The sequence below is a fragment of the Lentzea sp. NPDC020367 genome (assembly GCF_044387305.1).
Classification (GTDB): domain Bacteria; phylum Actinomycetota; class Actinomycetes; order Mycobacteriales; family Pseudonocardiaceae; genus Lentzea.
In genome coordinates this window covers 835333-846926 of sequence record NZ_JBIRVV010000004.1, presented here as the reverse complement: position 1 = coordinate 846926, position 11594 = coordinate 835333, and the positions used below count along the sequence as shown (strand labels likewise).

The 11594-nt window shown below is 70.6% G+C and carries 8 protein-coding genes; 4 read left to right on the top strand and 4 right to left on the bottom strand.

Going from position 1 to position 11594, the window contains the following annotated elements; all coding sequences use genetic code 11:
* Positions 1-931: 931 nt before the first annotated feature.
* Genes ligA through ACH413_RS21395 form a run of 3 tightly spaced genes read right to left on the bottom strand, consistent with a single transcriptional unit; the run spans position 932 to position 4596 of the window.
* Positions 932-2926, bottom strand: coding sequence for an NAD-dependent DNA ligase LigA (ligA, locus tag ACH413_RS21405; protein WP_360035282.1), 1995 nt, complete (start codon positions 2924-2926; stop codon positions 932-934).
* A gap of 57 nt (positions 2927-2983) precedes the next feature.
* Positions 2984-3784 carry an alpha/beta hydrolase gene (locus ACH413_RS21400; RefSeq protein WP_360035285.1) on the bottom strand — a complete coding sequence of 267 codons (801 nt, stop codon included), beginning with the start codon at positions 3782-3784 and terminating at the stop codon, positions 2984-2986.
* Entirely contained in the window at positions 3784-4596 is an 813-nt protein-coding gene (locus tag ACH413_RS21395) for an LLM class flavin-dependent oxidoreductase (RefSeq protein ID WP_360035288.1), read from the bottom strand. The genes ACH413_RS21400 and ACH413_RS21395 overlap by 1 nt, the downstream gene beginning before the upstream one ends.
* A gap of 85 nt (positions 4597-4681) precedes the next feature.
* Between ACH413_RS21395 and ACH413_RS21390 the strand changes: the two genes are divergently transcribed.
* Positions 4682-5539: a LysR family transcriptional regulator gene (locus ACH413_RS21390; RefSeq protein ID WP_360036059.1), complete on the top strand. Its 858-nt coding sequence runs from the start codon at positions 4682-4684 to the stop codon at positions 5537-5539.
* Here ACH413_RS21390 and ACH413_RS21385 read toward each other — a convergent pair.
* Entirely contained in the window at positions 5536-5766 is a 231-nt protein-coding gene (locus tag ACH413_RS21385) for a hypothetical protein (protein WP_360035291.1), read from the bottom strand. The genes ACH413_RS21390 and ACH413_RS21385 overlap by 4 nt on opposite strands.
* A 69-nt stretch (positions 5767-5835) precedes the next feature.
* Between ACH413_RS21385 and ACH413_RS21380 the strand changes: the two genes are divergently transcribed.
* From ACH413_RS21380 to ACH413_RS21370, 3 genes are read left to right on the top strand one after another with little or no spacing between them, the layout of a single operon-like run.
* Entirely contained in the window at positions 5836-6843 is a 1008-nt protein-coding gene (locus tag ACH413_RS21380) for a pyridoxal-phosphate dependent enzyme (RefSeq protein WP_360035294.1), read from the top strand.
* A complete protein-coding gene (locus ACH413_RS21375) occupies positions 6840-7961 on the top strand; it encodes an ArgE/DapE family deacylase (protein ID WP_360035296.1) in 1122 nt (373 codons plus the stop codon). Before ACH413_RS21380 ends, ACH413_RS21375 begins: the two co-directional genes overlap by 4 nt.
* A 36-nt stretch (positions 7962-7997) precedes the next feature.
* A complete protein-coding gene (locus ACH413_RS21370; protein ID WP_360035299.1) occupies positions 7998-11543 on the top strand; it encodes a helix-turn-helix domain-containing protein in 3546 nt (1181 codons plus the stop codon).
* Positions 11544-11594 lie beyond the last annotated feature (51 nt).

Below are 11594 nucleotides of genomic sequence, written 5' to 3'. Positions count from 1 at the left end.
CGCGGCATACCGTTCGGCTGGAACCGCGTCGTGCCCACCGCCGAGAGGCGACCGCCGCACCGACCACGAACTCGACCCTCAAGCCGGACCCCCCAGACGGCTTGAGGGTCTACCTCTTCACTGGGATTCCCTTGCGCAGCAGGGAATTGGATGTCAACTGACCGGTGAGCGAGCACACAGCACGCCGGGAACACAACGGATCCCCGCGCCGTTGTACGGGGTGGTCGGTGCGGAACGAGTCCCCGGGCCCCAACAGAATCGCCGTCGCGGCATACCGTTCGGCTGGAACCGCGTCGTGCCCACCGCCGAGAGGCGACCGCCGCACCGACCACGAACTCGACCCTCAAGCCGGACCCCCCAGACAGCTTGAGGGTCTTCCCCTTCACCGACATTCCCTTGCGCAGCAGGGAATTAGATGTCAACTGACCGGTGAGCGAACACACAGCACACCGGGAACACCACACAACCCCGCACCGTTGAACGAGACGGTCGGTGCGGAACGAGTCCCCGGGCCCCAACACAAACGCCCTCGCGGCATACTGTTCACCCGGAGCCGCGTCGTGCCCACCGCCGAGAGGCGACCGCCGCACCGACCACGAACTCGACCCTCAAGCCGGACCCCCCAGACAGCTTGAGGGTCTTCCTCCCCACCGGACACGCTCGATCCCCTGCGAAGCCAGGAACTCAGCACTCCGAGCGGTGAGCGAGCACACAGATCACCAGGAAACACAACGGAACCCCGCACCGTTGTACGAGACGGTCGGCGCGGAACGAGTCCCCGGGCCCCAACACAAACGCCCTCGCGGAACACCGTTCACCCGGAGCCGCGTCGTGCCCACCGCCGAGAGGCGACCGCCGCACCGACCACCTAACTCGCCCCCAGGCTGCCGTCCTCCCCCAGGCAGCGTGGGGGCTTCTTCACATCAGCGGGTCAGGCGACTCCGGCCGCGATCAGCTTCGTCCAGATCTCGCCCTGGTCGACCACCTCGACGCCGAGCTTCTCCGCCTTCGTCAGCTTGCTCGCGCCCACGCCCTCGCCCGTGATGAGCAGGTCCGTGGTGGCCGAGACGGACGACGCGGCGGTGGCGCCGGCGCGTTCGCACATCTTCTGGAACGTCGGGCGGGTGACCTTCTCGCCCGAGCGCGGGTCGCTGATCGAGCCGGTGATCACGACGGACTTGCCCTCCAGGGGTGCGCCGGCGACGACGACCGGTGGCAGGTCCTCCTGGCGGACCTCCAGGGAGACGCCGCGTTCGCGGAGGCGTTCGATCTCCGGGCGCAGCCGGGCCAGGTGGAAGTTGATCGACTCGGCGACCTTCTGGCCGATGTCCTCGACGGCGACTAGCTTCTCGACGCCCGCGTCCGCCACCTCTTCCAGGGAGCCGAAGCCCGCGCGGCACAGGCGGGCCGCGGTGCCTTCCGAGGCCATCGGGATCGAGAGGCCGATCATGGCTCGGCGCAGGCCCACGGCGCGGCTGCGGTCGATCGACTCGATCATGCGGGTCGCGGAGATCTCGCCCACGCGGTCGAACTCCAGCAGGCGTTCCTTGGTGAGCGTGTAGAAGTCGGACGGGTTCACCAGGTCGCCGGTCTCGGCGAGGCGCTCGATCCACACCTGGCCGATGGCGTCGATGTCGGCGGCGGCGCGCGACGACCAGTGGATCAGGCGGCGCACGGTCTGGGCGGGACAGACGGCGTTCGTGCAGAACAGCTCACGGCTGTTGCCCTGCTCGGTCAGCGGTTGCGCGCACGACGGACAGTCGGACGGCGGGACGATCTCGCGCTCGTCGCCCGTGCGCTTCGACTCGTCCAGGACGCCCGCGACGAACGGGATCACGTCGCCCGCGCGACGGACCAGGACCGTGTCGCCGATCTTGATGTTCTTCGAGCGGATGACCTCCTGGTTGGCCAGCGTCGCGCGGGTGACCGTGGTGCCGCCGACGAACACCGGCTCCAGCCACGCGACCGGCGCGATCTTGCCGGTCTTGCCCACGTCCCAGACGACGTCCTTGAGCACCGTCGTCTTCTCCTCGGCCGCGAACTTGTAGGCGATCGCGCCGCGCGGAGACGACGAACGGGTGCCCGCGGCGGCGAACGCGTCGCGGTTCGCCAGGCGCAGCACGGCGCCGTCGAGGTCGTAGTCGAGCGAGTTGCGGGCCTGCTCGATGCCGCCGATCAGCTCCTGCGCCTCGGCCGCGGTCGAGCAGTGCTTCATCTCCGCCACGCTGAAGCCCAGCTTGCGCAGGCCCGCGTCGAGGTCGGAGTCGGCGCTCTCCGGCTCGGTCGTCAGGTCGAACGCGAAGAACTGCATGCGCCGGCCCTCGACCGCCTTCGGGTCCTTCGCGCGCAACGTGCCCGCGGCGGCGTTGCGCGGGTTGATCAGCGGCTTGTCCGGGTGCGCCGCGTTGTACGTGTCGAAAGTCGAGCGCAGCATCACGCACTCGCCGCGCACCTCGACGCGGCCCGGCGCCTCCACCTTGTCCGGCACGCCGTCGCACAGCGCGCGCGTGAGGAAGGTGACGTCGTCCCCCGTCGTGCCATCGCCACGGGTGACAGCGCGCGCGAGCCGGCCGTTCTCGTACACGAGCGCCAGCGACAGGCCGTCGAGCTTCGGCATGACGACCACGGGCTGGCCGGGGAACCGCGAGAAGAACGACTCGACCTGCTCTGGCTTGTTCGCCTTTTCCAAGGACAGCATCGGCCGTGAGTGCCGCACGGGCGCGTGCAGCACCGACGGCGCACCCACGTGGTCGAGCGGGTTGTCCTTCGGCGCCAGCTTCGGGTGCTTCGCGACCAGACCGCGGAACTCGTCCTCGATCGCGTCGTACTCCGCGTCCGCCACCAGCGGCTCGCCCTGGTAGTACGCGTCACGCAGCTCGACGATCCGCGCCGCCAGCTCCTGAATCCGATCCCCCGCAGCACTCATGAACGGGACGTTACCCGGCACCCCTGACAATTCCGTGCAGCCGCGATCGAGCACCGCTCAAGCCGTGTGCTCCACCAGGGCGTCGACGAACACGGGCCACACCGGACGTGGCAGATCGTGCCCGACCGAGTCCAGGACCAGCAGGGACGCACCCGGCACGGCGTCACGCAGAGCTTCCCCGTGCGCAGGCGGATAGACCGGATCGAGCGAACCGTGCACCACCAAAGTGGGAGCGACGACGTCCCCGAACCCGCCCCCACGCGGTGCGTCGAACTCCATGCGGAAGTGGTTGGTCATCGCCGACGCCACGTTCACCGTCCGTGCCACGTCCTCCACAGCCAAGAGACGCACGGCGTCCTCGTCGAAGTACGGCGAAGTGCCCGCATATGCCCGTAGCACCGACACGATGGACTCCACATCGGACGAAGACTCCGCGCTCGAAGCCTCCAGAAAGGCCTCGGTCATCGGCGGCAGGTCCGGATCGCCGGTCGTGGTCGCCACGAACGTCAGCGACAGCACCCGGTCCGCGTGATCGACGCCCAACGCCAGCGCGATGGCCCCGCTCATCGACCGTCCGACCACATGGGCGCGGTGCACGCCCAACGCGTCCAGGATCCCCACGGCGTCCAGCACCAGGTCGGACAGCGCGTACCCCGGCTCACCGGGCGGATAGCTCACGGACAGCCCCGTGTCGCGGTTGTCGTAACGGATCACGAACCGCCCGCGCGCCGCGATCGCCGCACACAACTCAGTCTCCCACCACAACATGGACGCGCACGCGCCGTGAATCAGCAGCACAGCCGGATCGGCAGGATCCCCGAACGTCTCGACGCACAGCTCCACCCCGTTGACGCGCATCACCGCACCGCCGGTCCATCGCGCAGCACGCCACGCACGTGATCCACGGACAGGGAAGCCGGGTCGAAGGCGGTCAGACACCAGGTGGCCCCGGCCGAGGCGTACGGCGTGACGTCCTCACCAGGAGAGACCTCGCAGACGTAGTCGAACGGCCCGTCACCCGTCCGCAGCGCCTCCACCTGCCCCACCGCTTCAGCGAACTCACCGGCGGACGACAGGTTCACGGGAAAGAAGCCGTCCAAGGCAGCGGCACGACGCATCGGCCGCACCTTCCCCGGAAACCCAGCGGCCCACACCGGCACACCAGGCCTCTGCACGGGCCGAGGCAGGAACGTCACACCGTCCACTGTGTAGTGCGCACCGCGATGATGCACGACCTCCCCGGACCACGCCGCCCGCAGGATCTCCAGCGACTCGTCCAGCATCTGGCCGCGCACCCGGTCGTCGCACTCCTCCCCGGTCCGCGAGAACTCACCCGCGAACCGGTCGCTCCCGAGCCCCACCCCGAGCACGAGCCGCCCACCGCCGAGCAGGTCCAGCGACGCGGTCTCGCGGGCGAGCTTCACCGGCCGCCGGCGGGCGACCGCCGACACCATCGGCCCGAACCGCAGCCGCGAGGTGGCCGAGGCGACGGCGGCCAGCGTGATCCACGGATCGGCCACGTGCGTGACCGGCTCGCGCCAGCGGACGTGGTCCCACACGAACAGCCCCGCCCAGCCCGCCTCCTCGGCCCCGGCGGCGAGGCGAGCGATGAGCAACGGATCGGCGAGCGCGTCGAACAGCGGCAACCAGAGAGCACATCGTGGGTTCATGAGAGCAACGCTAGAAACCGAAGAGCATTAACAAAAGCGATAGATTCTACTCAGGATAACCAGCAAAGCTTATAGTCAGGCCGTGATGGACCTCCGCCACCTGGCCACCCTGGACGCGGTGGCCGCCGAGGGCACCTTCGGCAAGGCCGCCGACCGCCTCGGCTACACGCAGTCGGCCGTGAGCCAGCAGGTCGCCGCGCTGGAGAAGGCCGTCGGCGGCGCCGTGTTCGACCGCCCGGGCGGCCCGAAACCGGTCCGCCTCACCCCTCTGGGCGAGGTGCTGCTCGCCCACGGACGCGAACTCCTGGCCAGAGCCGCCGCCACCGAGGACGCCGTCGAACGCTTCAAGGCAGGCGAGGGCCGCGTCGACATCGGCACCTTCCAGAGCGTCACCAACGTGATCCTCCCGGCGGTGGTGCGCCAGATCCTCACCGAGCACCCCGGCGCCGACATCCGGTTGTTCGAGGAGGAGACCGACCAGCCCAGCGCCGACGGCCTGGACCTGGTCTTCTTCGACGGACGGGTCAGGGACGCCGAGCAGGTGAAGATCCTCGACGACCCGTACGTGCTGGTCGCCCGCCGCAGCCAGTTCCCGGAGGGCCCGGTCCCGCTGCAGGCCCTGCACGGCGCCGCGATGGTCGCCCAGCCGCCGATCTGCGACCAGGCCAGGGTCGAACGGGTCTACGCCGACGCCGGGGTCGCGCCGCTGATCGTGTTCCGCACGGCCGACAACCGGGGCGTGATCTCGATGGTCCGCGCCGGAATGGGCGTCGCCGTGATGCCGCGACTCGCGCTGGACGTCGAGGACGACCTGTCCACGCACGAACTCGAACCGGCGCTGGCCCCGCGCGAGATCTACCTGGCCTGGCAGGCGAACCTGACGCTGTCGCCGCTGGCCACCCGCGTCATCGAGCTCACGAAGCAGACCGCCGCCGAGCTCTAGTCACGCGGCCCGCGCAGCATCAGCACCACGCGCAGGACGTGCTCGACGGCCGCCTCGAACACCGCTCCCCGCAGCTCGTCGCGGTGCACCAGGGTCTGCCCGGCGAACTCGACCATGCGCTCGGGCCCGCCCCGCCTGACCACGAGCGCGGCGACCTCCTCCAGGTCGAGAAGAGGGTGGTCGAGGCGGGTCAACGCGAACTCGACGATCAGCTCCTCGTCGCTCATCCGGCACCTCCTCCTCGCCCACTCTTCGGATTCTTCCACCGATACACGTCGAAAACATGCGCTGGACCGATGATCCGCGCCACCAGCACGCTGTCCTTCATGAAGTTCTCGCGGCCAGAAGCCCGCAGCTGGCTATGCCCGCCCGCGCCCACCGAGGTGCGGGACTTCCACGCCCGGTTGCCCGACTACGCGCCCACTCCGCTGACCGAACTGCCGGCTCTCGCCGCGGAGCTCGAGATCGGCCGCCTGTTCGTCAAGGACGAATCCTCCCGGCTCGGCCTGCCCGCTTTCAAGGCTCTGGGCGCGTCCTGGGCCGTTCACCGCGTTCTTCAGGATCGAACCGGGCCGGTCACGCTCACCACCGCGACCGACGGCAACCACGGCCGCGCGGTCGCCCGCATGGCCCGGTTGCGCGGCCAGCGAGCCCACGTCTTCGTCCCGAACACCGTGCCCGCCCAGGCGATCGAGGCCATCCGGACGGAGAACGCCGAGGTCACCGTCGTCGATGGTACGTACGACGACGCGGTCGCCGGCGCCGCCGCGGCGGACGGGATCCTCGTGCAGGACATGGGCTGGCCCGGTTACGAGGAGATCCCGGCCTGGATCGTCGAGGGCTACGGCACGCTCTGCCACGAGATCGACGAGCAGCTCGACGCGGAACCGGACCTGGTTGTCGTCCCGGTCGGCGTCGGCTCGTTCGCCCAGGCCGTGATCACGCACTACCGCAGCCGCGACTCCCGCACGCGGCTCCTCGCCGTCGAACCCGACAACGCCGCCTGCGTCCTGGAAAGCCTGCGAGCGGGCGAACTCAAGACCATCCCCACGGGCGACACGATCATGGCCGGACTCAACTGCGGCACCCCGTCCGCGACCGCCTGGCCGTACCTGAGCAACGGCCTGGACGCCGCCGTGTCCATCTCCGAAGCCGAATGCACCAAGGCGATGCACGACCTCCACGCGCAGAACGTCCACTCAGGACCGTGCGGCGCCGCCCCTCTCGCCGGACTACGTGCCATCCGCAACGAGCTCGGCGACCTCGCCACCGTCGTGCTCATCAGCACCGAAGGACGCCCGTGAACCCACGTGACCTGCTGGCCGACCTGATCTCCATCGACTCGGTCAACCCCGACCTCGTCCCCGGTGGCAACGGCGAGCAGGAGATCGCCGGCTTCTGCACCACCTGGTTCCAGCGCAACGGCTTCGAGGTCCACCGCCTGGAGCGACGACCGGGCAGGCCGTCCCTCGTCGCCGTCAGGAAGGGCACCGGCGGCGGCAAGTCGTTGATGCTCAACGGCCACCTCGACACGGTCGGCCTCGCGGGCTACGACGGCGACCCGCTCAAACCGGAGATCAAAGACGGCAGGATGTTCGGCCGCGGCACGTTCGACATGAAGGGCGGCATCGCGGCCATGATGATCGCCGCCGCCAGGGCCACCGAACGCCCGCTGCGCGGCGACGTGATCGTCGCGTGCGTGGCCGACGAGGAACACGGCAGCTCCGGCACGGAGGAGGTCCTGGACCACTTCACCGCCGACGCCGCCGTCGTCACCGAACCCAGCCACCTCGAGGTCACGCTGGCGCACAAGGGTTTCGTGTGGTTCGACGTCGAGATCCAAGGCAGGGCGGCCCACGGGTCACGGCCGGAGCTGGGCATCGACGCGATTGCCAAGGCAGGCCACTTCCTGGTGTCGCTGGAACAACTCGGCCGAGACCTCGCCGACGGCCCGAAGCACCACCTGCTCGGTACCGGCACGGTCCACGCGTCCCTGATCAGCGGCGGCGAGGAGGCCTCGACCTACCCGGCGACCTGCCGGATCACCCTCGAACGCCGCACCGTCCCCGGCGAATCCCCGCAGCAGACCGAGGACGAGCTGCGCGCGATCCTCGACCACCTCACCGAGACGGTCCCGGACTTCACCGCCACGCTCACCCGAGGCCTGGCCAGGGACCCGTTCGAGGCCGACCCCGAAGCCGAGATCGTCCGCACGCTCATCGCGAACCTGGGCGAGCCACCCGTGATCCGCGCCGAGCCGTTCTGGACCGACTGCGCCCTGCTGGACCGCGCCGGCATCCCCTGCCTGCTGTTCGGCGTCGACGGCGCGGGTGCCCACGCGGCCACCGAGTACGTCGACCTGGCCTCCCTCGACCGCCTGACAGAGGTGCTGACCGCCACGATCAACAGTTTCTGCGACTAGGGTTCTTCTCCCGGGAAGCACGAGGGGGATCCGGGGATGCCACGCAAGGAAAGACCGCTCGACACGGGCGACTCGGCGGTGCTCACGTTCGCGCGGGAGCTCAGGTCGTTGCGGGAGAGGGCGGGCAGCCCCACCTACCGCCAGCTCAGTTCGGTGACGCACTACTCGGAGGCGGCGCTGTCCCAGGCCGCCGCCGGGCGCAAGCTGCCGACGCTGCAGGTCACGCTCGCCTACGTCCGGGCGTGCGGCGGGTCGGAGGAGGAGTGGGAACGCCGCTGGTACGCCACGGCCGCCGACGAAACCCAGCCCGAGCAGGACGTCGGCTCGCCCTACGCGGGGCTGACCGCGTTCGGGCAGCAGGACGCCGAACGGTTCTTCGGCCGCGACCGCCTGATCGACCGGCTCACCCGCCAGGTCGGTGACGACCGGGTCGTCGTGGTCGTCGGCGCGTCCGGTGCCGGCAAGTCGTCGTTGCTCAGGGCCGGTCTGATGCCCCGGCTGGGCGACCACGCGGTGCTGTTCACGCCCGGTCCGGCGCCGCTGGAGGAGTGCGCCAGGGCGCTGAAGGACGCGGAGCCGGACACCGTTCTCGTGGTCGACCAGTTCGAGGAGATCTTCACCCTCTGCGAGGACCGCGACACCCGCAGGCGGTTCGTCGACATGCTGACCGCGCGGAGGGTCGTGCTGGGCGTGCGGGCCGATTTCTACGGCCACTGCACGGACTTCCCGGCGCTGGTCGAGGCCATGGGCAGCGCCCAGATCACCGTCGGCCCGATGAGCACCGACGAGCTGCGCGCCGCGATCATCCAGCCCGCCCGGCGGATCGGGCACACCGTCGAGACCGCGCTGGTCGCCGAGCTCGTCGCGAACTGCGTCGAGCAGGCGGGCGCGCTGCCGTTGCTCTCCCACGCGTTGCTGGAGACCTGGCACCGCCGCAAGGGCAACACCCTGACGCTGCAGGGTTTCCGCGCCGCGGGCGGGTTCGAGGGAGCCTTGACCCGCACCGCCGAGTCGGTGTTCGCCGGCCTGACCGAACGGCAGCAGGAGGTCGTGCGGTCGCTGTTCATCCGGCTCACCGCGATCGGCGACGGCACCGAGGACACCAAACGCCGGATCTCCCGCGGCGAACTCGACGACGAACCGGACGCCGCGCTGGTCCTGGAAGCGTTGACGACGCACCGGTTGATCACCGTGGACCACGACCGGATCGAGATCACGCACGAGGCGTTGATCCGCTGCTGGCCGCGCCTGCGCGAGTGGCTCGCGGCCGACCGCGACGGCCTGCGCGCCCACCGCGACCTGGCCGAGTCCGCGGCGGTGTGGGAGTCGCTGCACCGTGATCCCGGCGCGCTCGTGCGCGGCGCACGCCTCGGGTCGTTCCGCCCGTGGCTGACGGACCCGCCGCACCCGCTCACCGCCCGCGAACGCGAGTTCCTCACCGCCAGCGTCACCGCCGAGTCCGCCGAACTCGCGAGCACCCGCCAAGGCAGGCGGCGCCTTCAGGTCCTCGTCGGCCTGCTGACCCTGCTCCTGATCATCACGACCGGCATCAGCGTCACGGCGATGCAGGCCTCGTCCGAAGCGACCAAGCAACGCAACAGCGCGCTCTCGCAGAAGGTCGCCCAGGACGCCAAACGCCTGCGCGGCACCGATCCCGCGCAGGCCGCCCAGCTCGCGCTCGCCGCCTACCGGCTCTCCCCCACGCCCGACGCCCGCAGCGCCGTGCTCAGCGCGTTCACGCCGTTCTACGCCACCCGCCTGACCGGCCACCGCGACAACGTCAACGCCGTCGCGTACTCACCGCGGCGCCATCTGCTCGCCAGTTCCAGCAAGGACCGCACGGTCGAGGTCGTCGACCTCACCGACCCGCACCACCCGCGGGACGTCTCGACGCTCAACGGCCACACGGACAACGTCGTCAAGGTCGCGTTCAACACCGACGGTGCGCTCCTGGCCACGGCCGGATGGGACCACACGGCCCGTTTGTGGGATTCGAGCACGGGAGACGTGCTCGCCACCATCACGCACAACGACCAGGTCAACGCGGTGGCGTTCAGCGGCGACAACCGGATCCTGGCCACCGCGAGCACGGACCGGATCGTCCGGCTCTGGGACCTCACCGACCTGCGCCAGCCGCGCCGGATCGCCGAACTGCCCCACTCCGACGCGGTCATCTCGCTCGCGTTCAGCCCGGACAGCTCCAAACTCGTCGCGGGCGCCAACGACGGCACCGCGCTGCTGTGGGACCTGACCGGCACCCCGACCTCGCGCGTGCTCGCCGGAAAGGGCCCGGTGCACGCGGTCGCCATCAGCCCGGACGGGCAGAGCATCGCCACCAGCCGCGACCGCGACGTCCAGGTCTGGCCGGCGAACGGCGGTGAGCCGCGAATCCTGTCCGGGCACACGGACGTCGTGCGCGGCCTGGCGTTCAGCCCCGACGGCCTGCTCGCGAGCACCTCGGTCGACCGCACCGCGCGCGTCTGGGACCTCGGCCAGGCCGACCCGCTCGTGCTGACCGGCCACACCGCCGCGGTCGTCGCGGCCGCGTTCGCCGGATCGACGCTGGCGACCGCGAGCGACGACCACACCGTCCGGCTCTGGGACCTGCCCGGCGAGCTGCTGCAAGCCCACAGCGACTCCGTCTACTCCGTCGCCACGAACGGCAAGATGGTCGCGACCGGCGGCTACGACCGCACGGTGAAGTTGTGGCAGGACGGCCGGCTCCGCACCGTCCTGACCGGGCCGGCCGACGCCGTCAACACGGTCAGGTTCTCCCCCGACGGCAAGATCCTGCTGGCCGCCAGCGCCGACCACCGCGTGCACCGGTGGGACATCAGCGGCACCCCGGTGAAGCTCCCCGACCTCGCGGGCCACGCCGACGCGGTGAACGCCATGGCGATCAGCCAGGACGGCTCCACCATCGCCACCGCGGGCACCGACCGCACCATCGTGCTGTGGGACGCGGCGACGGGCGCCTCGCTCGGCACCCTGCTCGGCCACTCGGACACCGTGGAGGCACTCGCCTTCAGCCCCGACGGCCGCCTCCTGGCCAGCGGTTCCGGTGACTTCAGCGCCCGGATCTGGGACGTGGCCCAGCGCCGGGTGATCACCCACCTCACCGGCCAGACGCACGCCGTCAAGTCGGTCGCGTTCAGCCCGGACGGCAAGCTCCTCGCCACCGGCAGCACGGACTTCGCCGTCCGGATCTGGGACGTCGCCGCCGGCACCCTCACGGCCGAGCTGACCGGCCACACCGACACCGTGCACGCCATCGCGTTCTCCCCCGACGGCACCACCCTGGCCAGCGCGAGCGCCGACCACGACGTGCGGCTGTGGCGGGTGGCCGACCGCACCCCGTTCGCCACCCTGTCCGGGCACACCGAGCGGGTGTACGCGCTGGCGTTCCTGCCCGACGGCCACACGCTGCTCAGCGCGGGTGGCGACCGGACCGTTCGAGCGTGGGAGGCCGATGCCGAGCACGCTGCCGCACGCATCTGCGCCACGGTGTCGCCGCCCCTGTCCGCCCCCGACTGGAACCGCCACTTTCCGGACATCGACCCCACCCCGCCCTGCCCGCGATGACGTCGTCAGAGCGACGATCGCGGCAGACCCACCTCTTCACTCATGGTGCTC

Coding starts and splice junctions, on each gene's coding strand:
- ligA (WP_360035282.1), bottom strand. CDS start 2,926: ATGAGTGCTGCGGGGGATCGGATTCAGGAGCTGGCGGCGCGGATCGTC.
- ACH413_RS21400 (WP_360035285.1), bottom strand. CDS start 3,784: ATGCGCGTCAACGGGGTGGAGCTGTGCGTCGAGACGTTCGGGGATCCT.
- ACH413_RS21395 (WP_360035288.1), bottom strand. CDS start 4,596: ATGAACCCACGATGTGCTCTCTGGTTGCCGCTGTTCGACGCGCTCGCC.
- ACH413_RS21390 (WP_360036059.1), top strand. CDS start 4,682: ATGGACCTCCGCCACCTGGCCACCCTGGACGCGGTGGCCGCCGAGGGC.
- ACH413_RS21385 (WP_360035291.1), bottom strand. CDS start 5,766: ATGAGCGACGAGGAGCTGATCGTCGAGTTCGCGTTGACCCGCCTCGAC.
- ACH413_RS21380 (WP_360035294.1), top strand. CDS start 5,836: ATGATCCGCGCCACCAGCACGCTGTCCTTCATGAAGTTCTCGCGGCCA.
- ACH413_RS21370 (WP_360035299.1), top strand. CDS start 7,998: ATGCCACGCAAGGAAAGACCGCTCGACACGGGCGACTCGGCGGTGCTC.